Origin of the sequence: Neptunicoccus cionae, from assembly GCF_002860325.1 — a bacterium.
In the GTDB taxonomy this organism is placed as follows: domain Bacteria; phylum Pseudomonadota; class Alphaproteobacteria; order Rhodobacterales; family Rhodobacteraceae; genus Amylibacter; species Amylibacter lutimaris.
The window spans coordinates 544,208-561,323 of record NZ_PKOJ01000002.1; the positions used below are offsets into that span (position 1 = coordinate 544,208).

Here is a 17,116-nt window from a genome sequence, read left to right on the forward strand (position 1 = left end):
TGCTCTGCCACATCCCGCCGCCTCTTGTTCGGGCTGACTGGGACATCTGACAAAGTCTAGTCGTGATAAACGCAAAAAGCTAGGGGTGATTCGGTAGCGAACAAAATCCCGCCCGCAACTGTAGCGTGCATGCGACCGCTGCAGCACGCGCGCAAGAAAAAGGCCGCTGGTGCTTCCACCAACGGCCCTTCGATCCGACAGGATCTTTGCTTAAGCAGCGGCTGCCGCACGGCTGGACAGAACTTCGTCAATGCGGGTCTGCGCCTTCATCTCATCGTCGCCCTCAACCGCAGCAACCTCGCGCGTCAGACGCTCCAGCGCAGCTTCGTAAAGCTGACGCTCGGAATAAGACTGTTCGCGCTGGTCATCGTTGCGGTGCAGGTCGCGCACCACTTCTGCGATCGAAATCAGATCGCCGGAGTTGATCTTTTGTTCGTATTCCTGCGCACGGCGGGACCACATGGCACGTTTCACACGGGCGCGCCCTTTCAGTGTAGTCATGGCCTTGGCCACAACCTCGGGGCTGGACAATCCGCGCATGCCAACAGCCGTAGCCTTGGCTGTAGGAACCCGCAGGGTCATCTTGTCTTTTTCAAAAGCAATCACAAACAGCTCCATATGGGTGCCGGCGATTTCCTGCTCTTCGATATTTACAATTTTGCCCACACCGTGGGAGGGGTAGACGACAAAGTCGTCCGGATTGAAGTCCAAGTTCTTTTTCTTAGCCATATAGTCCATGGTCCTTTTCTAACGGCCCTTACGCCAGCCACCCGATCCGCGAGTGCCAGCATTTAACACAACGAAAGCTGCTGCCTTGGCTGAACGGGTTCGCCAATACATCAGAGTTTCAAAGCGGCAAATGAAACGGGAGCGAGCAGCCTCCGCCGTAAATCGGGCCTATTTCCGGTAATCACCATACCACAAAACGGCCCCCTTTCCTAGAGGCCGCTAAAATCGCAGATAGTCCGGTGGATTATTCGCCTTTACCAGGCTTGGGCGAGAAGTATTTCTCCATCTTGCCCTCTTCCCCGTCGCGTTCCTCGGCTTCCGGCAGCGCGTCGATCTTGGTGATCAGCACCGGCCATTTTTCCGAATACTCGCGGTTGAATTCTACCCATTTTTCCATATCCGGCTCGGTGTCCGGACGGATCGCATCTACAGGGCATTCCGGCTCACATACACCGCAGTCGATGCATTCATCGGGATGAATGACCAGCATGTTTTCACCCTCGTAGAAGCAATCCACGGGGCAGACTTCCACGCAATCGGTGTGTTTGCAGGCGATGCAGTTTTCGATAACCACATAAGTCATTAGTATACTCTCAAACTTTCGGCGTTACTCGCGTTATAGGCTTGTTTTACAGTCGCGGCCAGAGCGAATTTTCTCCCACCAAATCACGGTTTCGCAGGCCAAAAGCACCGATCAGAGCGACCTAGACAGCACTGTTGTCCTTGAACCGGTCCATCGCGGCCCGTTCCTGCCGGTTGGGACGCCCGCTGCGTTCGGCTTCGGGATTCGGCGGATGGTAGGGTTTGTCCTTTTTCTGCGGGGGCGACAGGTCGGAATAAAGCGCTTGCGCTTCGGGTGCGGGCCCACGCCGCTCTCCGATCGCGACAACCTCTATCACCCGCACGTGATCCCCTTGCGGAAAGGTCAGCACGTCACCGGCACCGATGCCAAAACTGCCCTTGGAAACCCTTTCGGAGTTCACCCGCATATGTCCGCCCGCAACCAGTTTGGCGCTGAGGCTGCGCGATTTGAAAAACCGCGCAAACCACAGCCACTTGTCGATCCGGATTGTCGGGCGGGCCGCGTTCAACTGTACCTGCTCAGGATTTGTTCTTGAGCGCCATCAGGGCCGCAAACGGATTGTCAGGGTCAATCGGCTTGTCCCTGTTCGGGGCCGGCTTGCCGCCACGCGGCTTGCCTTTATGCTCCGGCTTCTTGCCGTTGCCACGGGGCTGGCCCTTTCCCTGCCCCTTGCCCTTAGGCCCTGCGTTGCGCGCACGTCCCTGTTCGGCAGGGCGTTTCTTGGGCACCCACCGGAAGGTGTAGAAGACTTCCATCTCGGCGCCATCCGCATCGGCTTCGCCTTGAGCAACTGTCTCTGCGGGTGCAACCTCGGCTGCCTCTTCCGGGGCGACATCCGTCGCTGTCGCCTCGGCAACCTCTGTTGGTGCGGTTACTTGCGTCCCTTCCGAAGGCGCAGCTTCGGCAGGCTTCACCTTGGCCCGCTCGCCCCGCTCTCCGGCATAACCGAGACCACCCATCAGATCCGCGAACTGTTCCAGTGTCATACCGGTGATGGACAACATATCCGCCGTCGCCTCGAACCCGCCGCGGGTGTCCACGCCACGCAGCATATCCGCAAGTCGTTCCAGCATATCGATACGAATCGCGCGTTCGCCCGCAAGACGATAGCCCGCACGGGGGTAATAGCCCTTCGGCGCATCAGGTACGGCCGGAATTGTCACCAGACCGGGGGGCGGTGCTTCCGGGAATTCGGAGAGGCCTTCCTGCAAGGACCACAACACAAGACGCAGACGGGTCGGCGCAGGTTTAAGCATCAGGTGCTGGAAAATGGTGAACTGGCCGAAACGGATACCGTGTTTACGAAGCAGGCCCCGAGCGTCCTGATCCAGTGCCTTCACATCGTCTGCAATCACCGAACGGGGAATAACCCCGAGCGATTCCACCAGACGGAAGGCCACACCACGGGCCAGTCCGGTAACAGTTTCGTCGTTCTTCAGCGCAATCAGCGGCTCGAAAACCGCTTCGATCTTGCGGTTGATAAAATGGCTCAACCGGCGGCGCAGCTTTTCTGCAACCTCCGCTCCGGCTTCATCATCGACAAAAGGTTCCACAATCGGGGACAGCGCATCGGCACCGGCAACCAGTTTGCCTACGGCATACTCGCCCCACATCAGCCCGCCTTGCTCTGTGAAGTCGAACTCGGTGTCCGGCGCATTATAGAACCGGTCAGACATCAGCTTGAATTGTGGCTGCAATGCCTGCAATGCCGCAGAGCGCAGTGTTTTTGCCTCTTCACCGGTTGCTTTGGGGTCCAGTTGAAACCTGAACCCTGTCAATTTACCGGCAAACTGCCCCTCTACGGTCACTTCACCCTTGTCGTTCACTTCAGCCACAAGGCTCTCCTTCTGCTTCAACCGCCGCATCAAAACGCTGGTGCGCCGGTCGACAAATCTCTGTGTTAACGCGCCGTGCAGCGCATCTGATAGGCGATCTTCTACTGCACGGGTTTCCCCGCGCCAATAGTTTTCATCCTGAACCCAGCCCTTTCGTTGGGCTACATAGGTCCATGTGCGGATATATGCCAGTCTTTTGGACAAGGCATCTATGTCTCCGGCGGGCTTGTCGATCCGTGCCACGCGGTCCTGCAACCACCCCTGGCTGATCTGTCCGTCCTGATGCAGGAACTCGAAAATCCGCTGCACAATGGCGTTGTGCTCGTTGAAAGAGACCTGCCTGAAATCCGGTATCTGACAAACGTCCCACAACAGGCGCACCGCCGCTGGGGTACGCGCCCGTGCGGCAACTTCCGGTATCTGGCTCAGTGCCTGCAAGGTGCGGTGGTCGTCCGCGTCCCGCGTACGGGCCAGTTGCATTTCGCCTGACGGGGCCGACAACGAGTTCAACAAAGCGTCCAGTGTGCCGAATTCCAGCCGGTTATTGCGCCATTGCAGCTTTTTGATCGGAGTAAAGCGATGGTTTTCAATCGCCTCGACCACTTCGGGATCAAGCGGCGGCGCCTCTCCCGTCACACCGAAAGTCCCGTTATTGGTGTGGCGCCCTGCCCGACCGGCAATCTGGCTCAACTCGTTCGGCATCAGGTGCCGCATCTTGCGGCCGTCGAATTTGGTCAGACTGGAAAAAGCCACATGGTTCACATCCAGATTGAGCCCCATCCCAATGGCATCGGTCGCCACCAGATATTCCACATCACCGTTTTGGTACATCTCTACTTGCGCATTTCTCGTGCGCGGTGAAAGCGCCCCCATAACGACCGCTGCTCCACCCTTCTGGCGGCGCAGCAATTCGGCTATGGCATAGACATTTTCAACCGAAAACCCGACAATCGCAGAGCGGGCGGGCATCCGGCTTGTCTTTTTCGGACCTGTATAGCTGAGTTGCGAGAATCTCTCGCGGCGCATGAACTCTGCTTTCGGCACCAGTTGCGCAATCACACCGCGCATGGTTTCAGCCCCCAGAAACAATGTCTCATGGGTGCCCCGCATGTGCAGCAGGCGGTCTGTAAACACATGCCCCCGCTCCGGATCAGCGCAGAGCTGGACCTCGTCGATGGCGACAAAATCCGCACCGATCCCTTGCGGCATCGCCTCGACAGTACACACCCAATAGGCCGCGCGGGGCGGCACGATCCGCTCCTCGCCCGTCACCAGCGCCACCACCGACGGGCCGCGCAGCGCGACGATCTTGTCGTAAACCTCCCGCGCCAGCAGACGCAAAGGCAGGCCGATCACGCCGGTTCGATGCGCCAGCATACGCTCGATCGCGTAATGGGTTTTTCCGGTATTGGTCGGCCCCAGAACCGCACAGATGCGCGCAGGCAAATTAGACATAATATACGGCTTCCAGATTCTCGAGGGTCACATCTACACTGAAACGAAGGCCGGCCTCAACCACAGACCGGAACAGGCTTCAATGTTCCCCAAATACTCCCGTTGCTGCGGCAGCAACAGGGACTGCGGCAATCGGCCTAGAGGGCGACGCCTTCCAGATCGGCACCCAACCGTTCTATGGCCGGTTCCACCTCGGGGCGGTTGGGGTGGATTTCGCGCACCTGTTTATAAATCTCGAGCGCATCTTTCTTGCGGTCCAGCCGCTCAAGAATGAGAGCCAACCCCATCAACGCACGGAAATGGCGGGGTTCCAGCAAAAGGGTCTGGCGGATATCCACCATCGACAGACCGTAGCGTTCTTTGGCAAACCACGCGGTGGCCCGCGCATTCCAGCCTTCGGCAAATTCCGGCGCATGGTCGATCAGCGCCGAGAAATGCATGATCGCCACATCAAAGTTTCCTTCGCGTAATTCGTCGCGGCCCCGCTCCAGCAGAAGGTCCATAGCCGCAGAACCGGATTTCGACAATTCCTGAAAGATCTGTTTTTCGATGCCTTCCCACTGGTCCGGTTCGGCGGTCTTCAGCTCCTGAAACAGCTGGTCCAAAGTTTCGGTTTGCCCTAACGCAGAAGTTGCGGCAAATTGCATCCCGAAGATGATCGAGATTGATGAGATTAACGCCACGGCACGGTTTGCAGTTTTCATAAAGAGTCACCATGTTTGGTTCTGCATATCAAATTAGGTCAAAACCAGAAAATTGAAACCCGAAAGGATCAAACATGAGTGATGTAATCAACCAGGCGGTCGAAGCGCTGAACGCGAAACTCGGCGGTGGCGGCTTTGACGGCTCTGTCAAAGTTGAAATCACCGGCGAAGGCTCGCTGGTTGTGGACTCTGACGGCGCACGCGCCGGTGACGAGGAAACAGATTGCACCCTGACCGCAGACGCCGAGACTTTCGTTGGCATGATGGACGGCGATGTGAACCCGACCTCCGCTTTCATGACCGGCAAACTGGCTGTGGATGGCGACATGGGCGTTGCCATGAAACTGGGCACATTGCTGGCCTGATCCAGAAGGGCTACGCCCCGCCCTTTGATAAACATACCGGCAGCGAGGAGTTTCGGTGCCGGACCCCGCCAATTCAGGCCCGAAGAGGAAGGCGCACCGATGGAAGCCGCACCGTTGCACACCGATCTGGAGCGTATGCCCGAAGGCGGAAAAGCCTACTGGCGAAAGTGCGCAGACGGAACCCGCATCCGCGTTGCGGTCTGGCAGGGAAGCGGCGAAAAGACGGTACTGGTCTTTCCCGGTCGCACCGAATTTATCGAAAAATACGGCGATGTGACGGACCGTCTGCTGGATCGCGGCTATAGTGTGGCTGTGGTGGACTGGCGCGGACAGGGTCTGTCGGACCGACATCCCGTGCATCCGCCGATGGGCTGGGTGAAAGAGTTCAGCGATTACCAGCTGGATGTGGCCGAAGTACTGGCTTTGGTCCGCGATACCGGCCTACCCGACCCTTACGCAATGATTGCCCATTCCATGGGCGGGGCCATCGGCCTGCGCGCCCTGCTGGACGGTTTGCCCGTCGAGAAAGCGATTTTCAGCGCTCCCATGTGGGACATCTACGTCGCCTCCCATATGCGGGTGCCTGCATGGATCGTTTCGACGTTCGGGCCCGGTATCGGGCTGGGCCAACGGTTCGTTCCAACTGGCGGGCCGTCGAATTATGTTCAGGAACAACCCTTTGAAGGCAACACCCTGACCAACGACAAAGACAGCTACGCTGTTATGCAGAGCCATATCAAGCAACATCCGGAAATGGGGCTGGGCGGCCCGTCTGTCCACTGGCTGAACCGCGCCAAACGGGAAACCCGTGCGCTGCAGGCCGCTGCACCTCCGCCGCAGGACTGTTTGTGTTTTCTCGGTTCCAGGGAAGCGATCGTCTCCAAGGATGCGATCAGGCGTATTATGGGCAAGTGGACCAATGGCAATCTGGTTGAACTGGAAGGTGCCCAACACGAGGTTCTGATGGAAGAACCCCATATAATAAAGCAGGTCTGGCTGGAAATTGACGCCCATCTGGACGAATAACCCTTTCCAAGACGCCTGATTCCCACTACAGCGGCGTCTTGAACTTTGCTGATCCAAGGAGCGATCTGTTATGCCTACTCTGAAACCCGGCGATTTGGCCGCACTTATTTCCGGCTCCCCCCGTATGGCGGTTGAAGCTGTGGACGGGGATGCCGTCTCTCTCGTCTGGTGCAACGAAGGCGTGATCCATCGCGATACCTTTGACAACATCCTGCTGAAAAAATGGGAATCCCGCGAAGGTGACGACCGTGGCGGAAAACGTCCTTTCGACAAAGGCGGTCGCGGTGGTGATCGTGGTGGCGATAGAGGCGGTGATCGCGGCGGTGACCGTGGTGGTGATCGTGGTAAAACCGGCTGGCACGGCAAACCACGTGAAAAATCCCACTTCCGTAAAGACTGAGACTTCAGTTCTTCGTTTGGGGCGCTGTAAAAGATTCACAGCCTCCGGCGGGGATATTTTACGCCAGAAGAAAGCCGGACTGTATTGGGTCCGGCTTTTTGCATTTCAGAGTTCAGGAAGACCTGTTTTGTTCACACGGTGAAACAGGTGGGTGAAGGTTGCAACGCCCAACACCGGAATGACCAGATTTAAAACAGGCACCGTCAAAGGAATTGCCATCAGTGCGCCTGCAAGCCAGATTTGCCCGCGATGACGGGCACGAAGCTGCTTGGCCCCTGCCCGTCCCAGCCGCCGCATTGCAACCATCTGAAAATATTCACGCCCCAGCATCACGCCGTTCACAGCCCAGAACACCAGCGGAGCGGCCAGTGTGGACAGCAGGTAGATGACGAGGGCCAGCAGGTTCACAACCACCAACAACCCGAAAAAGCCAAGCGCATCAATCAGGGTTTCTGAAAAGGAGACCGAACTGGCCGGTTCCAGTGCAGGGAAATGTTTTGCCTCTACCGCATCGACCACCTGATCAAGGAAAAAACCGGTAAACAAAGACGCCACCGGCACCATAAGGATAACTGACAGGCCGATCATCGCCACCAGTACAAAACCGGACAGAAGGGTAGACAGCCAACCGATTTCACCGAACCACGGCAGACTGACGCTGTCGGGCAGCAGGAATTGCACCCCTGCCGTTACTCCGGCAAGCAACAGAACCGTCAGTCCGATCCCGCGCAGCAGGACGCTTCGGAACTTCGGATCTCCGATCTGGCCGAGCGCTTTGGCAAAATCGTCAAAAATCATGTCTCTACCCAAGTTGTAATAGCGTCCAGATCCGGGCGTTTGCGGTCCGTCGGTTCCGATTTCGGTGTTCCGACAAAGATGAACCCCGCGACATATTCTCCGGTCTTCAACCCCATGTTGGCCTGAAGAAACGGATGATCGAAGGCGGCCCAGCCGGTGATCCAGTTCGCGCCCCATCCGCTGGCAAGGGCCGCGTTCAGCACGCTCAGGCAGCAGGCGCCTACGGCAAGGGTTTGTTCCACCTCGGGGATCGCCTCATTCGGTTTCAGGCTCGCTACCACGGCAATACCTAGCGGCGCGTTGGAGAAATTGAAAACCGCCTTTTCGATCTTGTCCTGCGGCAGGCCGATGCTTTCGCCGTATCCCTGCACCGCGGTTCCAAGACGGTTCAGTGCGGCATCCTGCAAGACCACAAAACGGAACGGTTCCAGCATCTTGTGATCCGGCACACGGGCACCTGCGGTCAGGATTGTTTCGATTTCCGCGCGATCCGGCACCGGATGGGTCAGTGTCTTGTGGGAGGTCGAGCGGCGCGTCAGCATGAATTCCAGCGCTTGCGCATTCTTCTTGGGCATTATGGCTCCAGTGTTGGATCGGAGGCGACACGCACGAGCGCGGTGAGATTGTCGAGCGAGTCGATCTGTCGCCCCTCAGTGGTAAAGTTGGACGGGTCAAGCCATGCCTGAAACGCCGCTTCCAGTGCAGGCCATTCCTTGTCAATCGCAGCAAACCAAGCGGTGTCACGGTTGCGGCCCTTGTACATTGTGGCCTGACGGAACACGCCTTCATAGGAAAAGCCGAGCCGCTGGGCCGCGCGCCGCGATCCTGCATTGAGGGCATCGCATTTCCATTCGTAGCGGCGATAACCGGCTTCAAAGGCCCACTTCATCATCAGATACATCGCTTCGGTCGCAGCGCGGGTCCGTTGCAGGGCCGGTGCGAAATTGATGTGGCCGACTTCGATTGAACCGGCGTCGGGATCAATCCGCAGGTAAGAGGCCACTCCACAAAAGCGGCCCAGTTCCTTGTTCTTGATCGCATAGAAGAAAGGATCATCCTTCTGCGCCATGTCGCGCAGCCATTTATGATAGGTGGCCTGCGCATGATAAGGACCGTAGGGCAGATAGTCCCAAATACCTTCCGAGGCATCCTCGGAATTGGCCTTGAACAGATCACCGCTATGGGCTTCGGCATTGATACGTTCCAGACGGGCGTAGCGCCCTTCCATTGCGCTATCCTGCGGACGGGGTGGCGCAACCCAGTCCTTCACTTCAAAACCCACAGGTTTGCCCATTCCCTGTCACCTTTTCTTAAGTAATTCCTGACAATTCACATAAACATGCCTGCGCAAATGTCCATAAGCAGGGCGCATTTGATGGTCAGCGCAGAAAACCGGGATTGGTGGCCATGTCTACGCCGGGGAATACCGTGTTTTCGATCTGTCCTACAGACAGGCCAAACAGATCATGGGCAGCCCAGCCGGCATAGCGGCGCAGGTCGGCGGTGGGCATCAGGTCGCGCCGCTCGTAAAGGGCGGCTTCTTCCAGTCCGGGCCAGTCGCCATAGACCTTGCGCCCCTTGATCGCACCACCAGCCATAATCATCGCCCCGCCCGTGCCGTGATCCGTCCCGCCAGACCCGTTTTCGCGCACGGTGCGTCCGAATTCCGTCATGCACAAGACGCAGGTTTTGTCCCAGACCGGTCCGAGCTGTTGGTGCAGGGTCAGCAAAGCAGCCTGCAATTCCTTGGACGCATTCCGGATCGCGCGATCCTGCCGCAGATGGGTATCCCAGCCACCGATAGAGAAGGTGGCAAATCGCGTATCTTCCTTCAACCGCTCTGCTGCGAAGGCGGCCAGGCCGCTGGCCTGCTGCGCTTCCTGCGAGGATCTCATGCTCTTGAGCATTTCCGCCATCATCTCGGCGTCTTCCTCATCGCCGTCGCCCTGCATCTGCTCCATCGAAAGTTGCGCGGCAAGCGTCAGCGCCGTCTGGCCTGCCTGCGCAAACAACGGGTCTTTGGCATAGATTGCATCCAGCAGCATCTGTCCGTGGGGGGACATATCCACCCGGCTTTCCGGCGCCCAGCTTGTCACCGGAAAATCGCCCCGCAGGATCAGCATGCTTTCGCGCCCGACACTAAAGGCACTGTCCTGTTCTGCACCGGGGATGAGCGAGAGCATCCGGTTGATCCAGCCACTGTCCCGCACATTGCCCCCTTCTTCGGCCAGTCCGGCCTCCAGCAGGTCCTGCCCGTCGAAATGGCTGCGTTTGTCTCGGTACGGCGTGGACACCGCCTGCACAAACCCCAACTCCCCTGCCTTCCACAAAGGCATCAGATCGGCGAGGTTCTCGTTCAGTGCAAAAAACCCGTCCAGATCGCGGAAGTCCCGCTTCGAGAGCCCGGGGCGGTACTGTTTAAACACGGGTTCCCCGAGCGGCGCGCAGATATCCAGTCCGTCCATCGCACCGCGCAGCACGATCACAACCAGCCGGTTGTCCGACGGGATGGAGGCAAAGGTCACAGGGGTGACAAAGGGGCTTGCCGCAGCAGAGCACCCGATGGCGAGGCTTTGTGCCAGAAACTTGCGTCGTGAAGCATCCATCGGCCTATCTCCTGTTAAATTCGGGTGAGGCCAGAACCAAAGTCAGCCCTTCTACCCGCCGTTCCGCACCGGACACGGCAAATTTTAAAGTTCCGCCGGACAGTTCCCGCAAGGCCGTGTCAATAAAGACGCGCGGATCCAGATCCTGCCCCCATTGCGTTGTCGTGGACAAAGCCCATTGCAGCCGCCCCGCCAGACCCTGGGGTGTTATCCAGGCTTCGGCCTCTTCCGGCCAGCCGTTGGGACCGGGCGCCTTGCGCAGGGGTTGGCCCATAAACTGCATCGGCAGGATCAGCTGTTTGTTGACCTGCCCGTTTGAAGGTTTCTTGTAATCCTGGGGTGTGACGCCCAGCGCACGATAGCTCGACACCATGAAATCGAAAGGTTGTTTGGTTTTCTGGCCCAAGGGTTCCCATGCAGAGGGATGGTCAAGCATGGCGCCGTAAACGCTGGGCAGATCACCGTCGGTTTGCAGGAAAGCCTGTTCCATATGGTCAGTGAGAGATTGCTCTGGCGTGTCAGAGATGAAATGAACCGCAAGCTTGCGGGCGATATGACGGGCCGTGTCCGGATGGCGTGCCACATCACGCAGGAATGCTTCAATATGGCTGCGCTGCGCAGGATCACCGCCATAGGTTTTGCCAAGTACGGTTTCCGCCCCCGGCTCTGCCTTGCGTTTATTAAACTTGGCGCCGTCCTTGTCGAAATCCAGTCCCGTTAACAGTTCGGCCAGCTGGCGCACATCGCTTTGGGTATAGGAACCGCCGACGCCCATTGTGTGCAGTTCCAGCACCTCTCGGGCAAGGTTTTCGTTCAACCCCTGTTTCTTGCGTTTTCCCACAGGGGAGTTCGGACCGGTAGAGCGCACCTGATCAAGATAGATCAGCATCGACGGATGCGTCACGGCAGAAACCAGAAGATCACCGAAGCTTCCGGTAATATGGGGGCGCAAAGCTTCTTCAATGTAATTCCCCCAAAGCGCATTGCCTGCACGCCCCTTTGGGATCACTGTAAAGTGGTCCATCCAGAAAAAAGCGATCCTCTCGCGAAAGCCCTGTCCGTCCATCATGGCCCGCTGGAACAGATGACGGGTGTCGTCACCGCGCATACGGTTGCGCAGGCGCGTGGCCTTCTTCAACGCGTCCTTAACGGTTTCATCACCCTTTTTCATCTTGTTGCGCAGTTGCTGATAATCCCGCTGGATCGCCAACCGCTCTTCCAGCATCGGTCCGGCAAACTGTGCCACGCCGTGATCAGGACCGCGCAGTTGCGCCAGCAGGTCGTCAATATCGCGGATGTCGCGATCTGTCGGGGAAAACCCGTAGCCAAAGCGAAACGCCGACTTGGTTGCAAAGCTCTGTTCCATCTGAGACCTGTATCCTTACCCTGCACAGCGCCTGACTGTGCGCCCTGTGCCTGTCTGATATCTATGCTTATAATCCGGATATACAAACCTTTGATATAAATTCTCTGCCGCTCTGGTTTTTGCGCGAAAACCGACGCATGGTGCCCGAAAATGACTCAAGGATACCCGATGGAACTGTTCTATGCCCCCGGCACTGTTGCCCTTGCCAGCCTGATTGCCCTGCATGAAGTCGAGCTGCCCTTCACCGCGACACTGGTTGATTTCGGATCAACCCAGCAGCAATCGAAAGAGTATCTGCAAACCAACCCCAAGGGGCGCGTGCCTGCGCTGGTTTGCGATCAGGGCATCCTGAGCGAGACGCCCGCAATACTGGCTTACATCGCAGCTTTGGTGCCAGAGCGCGAGCTTGCGCCGCGCGACCCTTTTGCCTTTGCCAAATGGCAGGAATTCAACAGCTATCTGGCCTCCACCGTGCATGTAAACCATGCTCATCGCAAGCGTGGGCATCGCTGGGCGAAGCAACCTACCAGCCTTGAAGATATGGCTTCACAGGTCAAAACCACGATGTTTGAGAGTTTTGCCCTGATACAGGAGCATTACCTGAAGGGGCCTTGGGTGATGGGCGAGCAATATACGCTAGCGGACGGTTACCTGTTTAAAGCTGCAAGCTGGCTGGAAGGCGACGGGGTGGATATTGCCACCCTGCCCCGTATTGCCGCCCATTTCGAGGCAATGAAACAGCGCCCTGCCGTGCAAGCGGCGCTGTCGTATTAGCGTAAGCCCGTTAGACCGGACTAGCGCAGGGCGATCCCGTTCTGCGCCAGCCACATCCGCCAGAGCGCGGGCGTGCCATCAAACACGTTAAGGTCAATATCACCGGGTGAGCCGGGAACACGACCTGTGCCGCTGTATTGCCAGAACACCCAGCGTTCGCCCGGATAGACGTTAGACGGGTGATCCGCGACCGAACGCAGCCAGTAAGGATAGCCGTTCAACCGCCCCAGATCGTTTTCCTTGTAGAAATCCGGCGTGGTGTAGATCACCGGACGCTTGCCGTAATGGGCCTCTACGATCCGCAAAAAGGTACGCATGTCATTGCGCACGGTTTCCCCGTCAGGGCGCAGGCGGCAGGTGCGCGACTGGTGGTTCCATTCAATATCCAGAACCGGCGGCAGCGCGGCCGGATCTTTGGGCACGTGCTGGATAAACCAACGGGCCTGTTCTTCGGGTGTACGGCAGAAATAGTAGAAGTGATAGGCGCCGCGCGGAATGCCCACCCGCTCTGCCTCCCGCCAGTGATTGTAGAACTGGGGATCGGTGTGATCGCCTCCTTCGGTCGCTTTGATAAACCCGAAGGAAATATGATTGGCTCGCAACTGGTCCCAATCTAGCCCGACCTGATAGCGCGAGACATCCACACCGTGCACCGGATAGTGCCACGGTTTGGAGCCTGTCCATTCCACCGGATCGCTGTCGGCAAATTTCGGGTTGCCGGAAACCATCTCTGGTGGCGGTTGAACTTTGGTTGTTTTCGGAACCTGTTGTTGGCGGTTGTTCCCGCAACTGACCAGTCCGATGACCATTAATAGAATTAAAAAATACCGCACGCTGCCCCCTACGTTTCCGGCTGGAATTATTTTGCCTGTTTTTCTTTTTCAATCTAACGCATCCCACGCAAAGACCACATGAAAAATCCGCTCGAATTGCAGCATCGGCAAAAATCCCCCATAGGGTTGCTACGGCTCGTCCGGAGCGGGTTTGGGCGGACCTGAAGGTTTGTCGATTGCGTCCTGCGCTGCACCGGCCACAGCCTTTTGCGTATCAGGATCAAGCTGATCGCCCCCTGCGATTTCGACCTTCACGTTGCGCTCTGCCATGCGGATGCCGTTGGCTTCGAAGATGTCGCGCACTTTCTGGTAGGCATCACGGCGCACAAGCCACTGTTCGCCCGGTTTGGTCATGAACTTCACGCCCACCACCATGTTGAACTCCTCCATGCGGCGCACGCCCTGGGATTTCAGCGTGGACAGGATGCTCGGTCCGTAGTGTTCGTTTGCCTTTAACTCCGCACCCACTTTCTTGATTAGTTTCTTGACCAGCATCAGGTCGGTATCAAACGGCACGCGGAACTCCAGCTTCATGATCACCCAGTCGCGGGAATGGTTGGTCAGGGACTTCAACTCTCCGTAGGGAACCGTGTGGACCTTGCCGCGGTGGTGACGAATGCGCATGGAACGGATCGAAATACTTTCGACCGTTCCGACCAGATCCCCCACCTCGATGTATTCTCCCAAACGGAAGGCATCGTCGATTAGGAAGAAAATTCCCGCCACAATGTCACGCACCAGAGATTGCGTGCCAAAGCCGATGGCGATGCCAAGGATACCCGCCCCGGCCAAAAGCGGTGCAATATTCACGCCAAGCGCTGTCAGAACGCTGAGACCCACCATCGCCAACAGCGTGACCATAAGCATCGTGCGCAGCAATGGCAGAAGCGTAATCATCCGCGCCTCTGGTCCAGGGGCCTGACCGTCTACCGGAGGCTCGTAATCCGCTATGCGCTTGTCGATAACGGTTTTCGCCCAGGTCCAGACAAGATCTGCAAAGAGCAAGGCTACGAAACTGTCCACCAGCACTTCAAGCGCGCGCCCCGCCATACTCCGATCCTCAGACAGGGACAGTATGTTTACCCCCCATACAGATGCCAGCGCCAATACCGCTGCAATCAGCAACACAAAACGGGCAGCCCGCTTCACAATAGGCCGTGTGGTTGCATAAGGGTCGTGGAACTCGGGAACAGCGGGTGGTTCTACGACCAGCGCTGACTCTTCCGTTTCGGCCTCCTGCGCTGCCTCCGCTTGTCGTGCTGCTTCCGCTGCCTCAAATGCGGCAAGTTCTGCAGCCGCTTCGGCCTCGTGTTCTTCGTGCAATGCTGCGGTGGATTGATCGAAAAAATGGTCGATCCATGCCGCGAGCAATCTTAGCCCCGGAACCAGCAGACCGACGATCACCAAACTCCACATCAGCGAAAAGGCCCCGACCAGCCAGCACCCGAATACGGCACCGACCCAAACCAATGCGTAGTTGCGCCAGAAACGGGTTACAGCGGGATCGCAGGGTGACTCGGTCAGACGGGGCACACGGCGGAACCCGACCCAGATGCAGCCCCATGTTACCAGTAAAACCAACCCCGCCAGCATGACGCTCTGGGCCAACACCACTGCTTGTAAATCTGCGGCCATATCCTGAAACGCTGACATCCGCGCCAACACAAAAGACAGCACAACGGCGAGTCCGACCGACACCGACAGCACACAAAGTAACCTGTGCAGATGTTTCGCAACGGGTGTGCCATAAGGCACCAACCGCAGTTCCGGAGCAAAAGGCGCCTGAACGAACAGGGACAGAGTTAAAACCGCCCTGACAACCAGCACAAGTGTCAGGAAGTCCAGCACAACGGATTGCACCAGTGGAGGCCAGTCGAACATCTCGAACGTACCGATACTTCCGATGGCAAAGACCAGCAGCCCGCCGGATATGATCGCTGCCCGCGACGCTGCTCCGGCAAGTTTTTGCAACGGGGCTTCTTTCGGGGCGAGTTCGATACGCAGCAAAACCATATTGAGATAACGCCGGTAAAGCCACTCCAGCCCGAAACCGATCACAAGAAAGGTCAATAAATAGGTCAGCGACCGAACTTTTTGCGCCGGTGAAAGCTGACTTTCCCAATGGGCGCCAAGCACCTCAGGGATGCGCGGGATAATTTGCCATGCAAGCCCCAGCGCCTGTACCCGATCCCCGAAAGCCGCCAGCCGTGTTTCAACATTCTGGCGAAAGCTCTGCTTGGCGGCATTTGCGACCGCCTCTTCTGAAGGGCTGGCAGCCTCCTGCAACCAGTTTTGTATCTGTGGATCAGCCAGCAGACGCATCAATTCCCTGATGTCATTCGGAGAGGCTTCGGCCACCTCGGTCGGGGTCTCGGCGGTTTGGGGCACGGGCATCATTTGCGCAATCGCAGGCGCAACAAACAGTCCGGCACACACAGCCAGACACAGCAGCAGACGACGTATTCCAGCCGCCAGCAGGATCATGAAGTTTCTCCCGCTGCCAGCCCGCCTTTGGCACGGGTTTCGGAATAATCGAGATCGGAATAATCCGGCTGTACCACCCGCTCCACTTCGAGATAACCGTCTTGAGGTAGAAGCTGACAAGCCAGCCGCTCGGTCGGGCCAGCGTTCCAGTGGTCCAGTACTTTCTGCTCTCGTGCGTCAGGGGGCGGCAACTTGTCTGCCCCGTTCAGCACGCGCACACGGCAGGTGCCACAGCGCCCCCGTCCACGGCAGACATTCGCGTGGGGTATATCGTTCAGGCGTGCCATCTCCAAAAGGGTCAGGCCCGATTGCCCCGCAAAAGCAGCATTGCGACGCCCCAGATAGTTCACCTGCACCTGACCGTTCTTTTGCGCAGCAATCCGCACCGCCCGCGCCGCAAATGCCAGCGCCACAAGAACCAGAGACACCTGCCCTGTCACCCACCCGTTCCGCTTGGCGGCAGCTATAATCTCGTTGGCCAACTCCGGTGACACATTTTGCCCGGCGGCATTAGGATCGTCAGCCATCACATAGCCGGTGCCACCATCCGCCAGCGGAATCACCTGCCGTCCGGCTTCGACATAACCGAGCAGCGCAATCACCGGCACGATGACCACGAAGGGGTAGAACACCCGAATGGTCCGCGCAGAACCATCCCGCGAACGAAGCCATGTATAAACCCCGATTGTCCCGTGCAGCCAGACCACAACCAGCAACACGACCTGTCGCAATCCGTCGACAGGTGACAGGTTCCAGAAAAACCGTAGCACCACGTCATAGGTCGGAACGAGCCCCATAGGGTGATAGGTCATGATCCCGAAAACATGAGGCGCCAACAGGGGAACGATCAGAATACCGGCAACAAGCTGTGCCATGTCATAGGCTGGAATACGCAACGTGTTGCGAAGATAGATGGACAGCAGCGCAGAGATAAAATGAACCAGCAGCGCGATACCAAGTACAATACGCATCACAGGTCCGGTCCAGAGCCCGCTTAGCGCCCAGCGCCAATCGTCCATTAAGGCAACCGAATGCAGACCGAGTGCAAGGTTCGCGAGATGGCAAGTAATGAAAGCGAACATCACAAGTCCGCTGCCGATCATCAGTCCACGGCGCACACCGGTCAGATTTACAGGTTCCGGCGGCGCTTCGGACATC

The 17,116-nt window shown here is 57.7% G+C and carries 17 protein-coding genes; 4 read left to right on the plus strand and 13 right to left on the minus strand.

The genetic code is table 11. The features are described from left to right. Positions 1 to 210 precede the first annotated feature (210 nt). The 5 genes from C0U40_RS08485 to C0U40_RS08505 all read right to left on the minus strand — a co-directional run bounded on the left by C0U40_RS08485 (position 211) and on the right by C0U40_RS08505 (position 5,306). Entirely contained in the window at positions 211 to 729 is a 519-nt protein-coding gene (locus C0U40_RS08485; RefSeq protein WP_101655438.1) for a CarD family transcriptional regulator, read from the minus strand. Between the two features lie 244 nt (positions 730 to 973). Further along, positions 974 to 1,312, minus strand: coding sequence for a ferredoxin FdxA (gene fdxA, locus C0U40_RS08490; protein ID WP_101655320.1), 339 nt, complete (start codon positions 1,310 to 1,312; stop codon positions 974 to 976). A 121-nt stretch (positions 1,313 to 1,433) separates the two neighbouring features. Continuing rightward, a complete protein-coding gene (locus C0U40_RS08495) occupies positions 1,434 to 1,820 on the minus strand; it encodes an RNA-binding S4 domain-containing protein (RefSeq protein WP_101655321.1) in 387 nt (128 codons plus the stop codon). A gap of 10 nt (positions 1,821 to 1,830) precedes the next feature. Continuing rightward, positions 1,831 to 4,602 carry a helicase-related protein gene (locus C0U40_RS08500; protein WP_101655322.1) on the minus strand — a complete coding sequence of 924 codons (2,772 nt, stop codon included), beginning with the start codon at positions 4,600 to 4,602 and terminating at the stop codon, positions 1,831 to 1,833. 137 nt (positions 4,603 to 4,739) lie between these two features. Next, entirely contained in the window at positions 4,740 to 5,306 is a 567-nt protein-coding gene (locus tag C0U40_RS08505) for a tetratricopeptide repeat protein (RefSeq protein WP_286134857.1), read from the minus strand. Between the two features lie 74 nt (positions 5,307 to 5,380). On the opposite strand from C0U40_RS08505, the gene C0U40_RS08510 reads away from it, so the two are divergent. The 3 genes from C0U40_RS08510 to C0U40_RS08520 all read left to right on the plus strand — a co-directional run bounded on the left by C0U40_RS08510 (position 5,381) and on the right by C0U40_RS08520 (position 7,097). Beyond that, complete coding sequence (locus C0U40_RS08510; RefSeq protein WP_101655323.1) at positions 5,381 to 5,671, plus strand: SCP2 sterol-binding domain-containing protein; 291 nt, start codon at positions 5,381 to 5,383, stop codon at positions 5,669 to 5,671. 99 nt (positions 5,672 to 5,770) lie between these two features. Next, entirely contained in the window at positions 5,771 to 6,697 is a 927-nt protein-coding gene (locus C0U40_RS08515; RefSeq protein ID WP_101655324.1) for an alpha/beta hydrolase, read from the plus strand. Positions 6,698 to 6,767: 70 nt separating this feature from the next. Beyond that, positions 6,768 to 7,097: a hypothetical protein gene (locus tag C0U40_RS08520; RefSeq protein ID WP_101655325.1), complete on the plus strand. Its 330-nt coding sequence runs from the start codon at positions 6,768 to 6,770 to the stop codon at positions 7,095 to 7,097. A 105-nt stretch (positions 7,098 to 7,202) separates the two neighbouring features. Here C0U40_RS08520 and C0U40_RS08525 read toward each other — a convergent pair whose 3' ends face one another. The 5 genes from C0U40_RS08525 to C0U40_RS08545 form a co-directional block, all read right to left on the minus strand. After that, positions 7,203 to 7,892 carry an EI24 domain-containing protein gene (locus C0U40_RS08525; RefSeq protein WP_101655440.1) on the minus strand — a complete coding sequence of 230 codons (690 nt, stop codon included), beginning with the start codon at positions 7,890 to 7,892 and terminating at the stop codon, positions 7,203 to 7,205. Then, positions 7,892 to 8,470 carry a nitroreductase family protein gene (locus C0U40_RS08530; RefSeq protein WP_101655326.1) on the minus strand — a complete coding sequence of 193 codons (579 nt, stop codon included), beginning with the start codon at positions 8,468 to 8,470 and terminating at the stop codon, positions 7,892 to 7,894. Before C0U40_RS08530 ends, C0U40_RS08525 begins: the two co-directional genes overlap by 1 nt. Beyond that, entirely contained in the window at positions 8,470 to 9,189 is a 720-nt protein-coding gene (locus C0U40_RS08535) for a GNAT family N-acetyltransferase (protein WP_101655327.1), read from the minus strand. The genes C0U40_RS08530 and C0U40_RS08535 overlap by 1 nt, the downstream gene beginning before the upstream one ends. Before the next feature lie 85 nt (positions 9,190 to 9,274). Further along, complete coding sequence (locus C0U40_RS08540) at positions 9,275 to 10,501, minus strand: DUF1501 domain-containing protein (RefSeq protein ID WP_101655328.1); 1,227 nt, start codon at positions 10,499 to 10,501, stop codon at positions 9,275 to 9,277. A 4-nt stretch (positions 10,502 to 10,505) separates the two neighbouring features. Further along, positions 10,506 to 11,867: a DUF1800 domain-containing protein gene (locus C0U40_RS08545; RefSeq protein WP_101655329.1), complete on the minus strand. Its 1,362-nt coding sequence runs from the start codon at positions 11,865 to 11,867 to the stop codon at positions 10,506 to 10,508. Between the two features lie 150 nt (positions 11,868 to 12,017). Here C0U40_RS08545 and C0U40_RS08550 point away from each other — a divergent pair, with 150 nt between their 5' ends. Continuing rightward, entirely contained in the window at positions 12,018 to 12,641 is a 624-nt protein-coding gene (locus C0U40_RS08550) for a glutathione S-transferase family protein (protein ID WP_101655330.1), read from the plus strand. 20 nt (positions 12,642 to 12,661) lie between these two features. Here the strand turns inward: C0U40_RS08550 and C0U40_RS08555 are convergent, their stop codons facing one another. The 3 genes from C0U40_RS08555 to C0U40_RS08565 form a co-directional block, all read right to left on the minus strand. Beyond that, a complete protein-coding gene (locus C0U40_RS08555) occupies positions 12,662 to 13,474 on the minus strand; it encodes a glycoside hydrolase family 25 protein (protein WP_286134859.1) in 813 nt (270 codons plus the stop codon). 129 nt (positions 13,475 to 13,603) lie between these two features. Then, on the minus strand, positions 13,604 to 15,958 hold the full coding sequence (locus C0U40_RS08560; RefSeq protein WP_101655332.1) for a mechanosensitive ion channel family protein: 2,355 nt from the start codon (positions 15,956 to 15,958) through the stop codon (positions 13,604 to 13,606). Further along, positions 15,955 to 17,115, minus strand: coding sequence for a 2Fe-2S iron-sulfur cluster-binding protein (locus tag C0U40_RS08565; RefSeq protein WP_101655333.1), 1,161 nt, complete (start codon positions 17,113 to 17,115; stop codon positions 15,955 to 15,957). The genes C0U40_RS08560 and C0U40_RS08565 overlap by 4 nt, the downstream gene beginning before the upstream one ends. Position 17,116: the final 1 nt, after the last annotated feature.

Excerpts from the sequence above, each read along its gene's own strand:
- C0U40_RS08485 (WP_101655438.1), bottom strand. The coding sequence starts at position 729 with ATGGCTAAGAAAAAGAACTTGGACTTCAATCCGGACGACTTTGTCGTC.
- fdxA (WP_101655320.1), bottom strand. The coding sequence starts at position 1,312 with ATGACTTATGTGGTTATCGAAAACTGCATCGCCTGCAAACACACCGAT.
- C0U40_RS08500 (WP_101655322.1), bottom strand. The coding sequence starts at position 4,602 with ATGTCTAATTTGCCTGCGCGCATCTGTGCGGTTCTGGGGCCGACCAAT.
- C0U40_RS08505 (WP_286134857.1), bottom strand. The coding sequence starts at position 5,306 with ATGAAAACTGCAAACCGTGCCGTGGCGTTAATCTCATCAATCTCGATC.
- C0U40_RS08510 (WP_101655323.1), top strand. The coding sequence starts at position 5,381 with ATGAGTGATGTAATCAACCAGGCGGTCGAAGCGCTGAACGCGAAACTC.
- C0U40_RS08515 (WP_101655324.1), top strand. The coding sequence starts at position 5,771 with ATGGAAGCCGCACCGTTGCACACCGATCTGGAGCGTATGCCCGAAGGC.
- C0U40_RS08520 (WP_101655325.1), top strand. The coding sequence starts at position 6,768 with ATGCCTACTCTGAAACCCGGCGATTTGGCCGCACTTATTTCCGGCTCC.
- C0U40_RS08530 (WP_101655326.1), bottom strand. The coding sequence starts at position 8,470 with ATGCCCAAGAAGAATGCGCAAGCGCTGGAATTCATGCTGACGCGCCGC.
- C0U40_RS08535 (WP_101655327.1), bottom strand. The coding sequence starts at position 9,189 with ATGGGCAAACCTGTGGGTTTTGAAGTGAAGGACTGGGTTGCGCCACCC.
- C0U40_RS08540 (WP_101655328.1), bottom strand. The coding sequence starts at position 10,501 with ATGGATGCTTCACGACGCAAGTTTCTGGCACAAAGCCTCGCCATCGGG.
- C0U40_RS08545 (WP_101655329.1), bottom strand. The coding sequence starts at position 11,867 with ATGGAACAGAGCTTTGCAACCAAGTCGGCGTTTCGCTTTGGCTACGGG.
- C0U40_RS08550 (WP_101655330.1), top strand. The coding sequence starts at position 12,018 with ATGACTCAAGGATACCCGATGGAACTGTTCTATGCCCCCGGCACTGTT.
- C0U40_RS08560 (WP_101655332.1), bottom strand. The coding sequence starts at position 15,958 with ATGATCCTGCTGGCGGCTGGAATACGTCGTCTGCTGCTGTGTCTGGCT.
- C0U40_RS08565 (WP_101655333.1), bottom strand. The coding sequence starts at position 17,115 with ATGTCCGAAGCGCCGCCGGAACCTGTAAATCTGACCGGTGTGCGCCGT.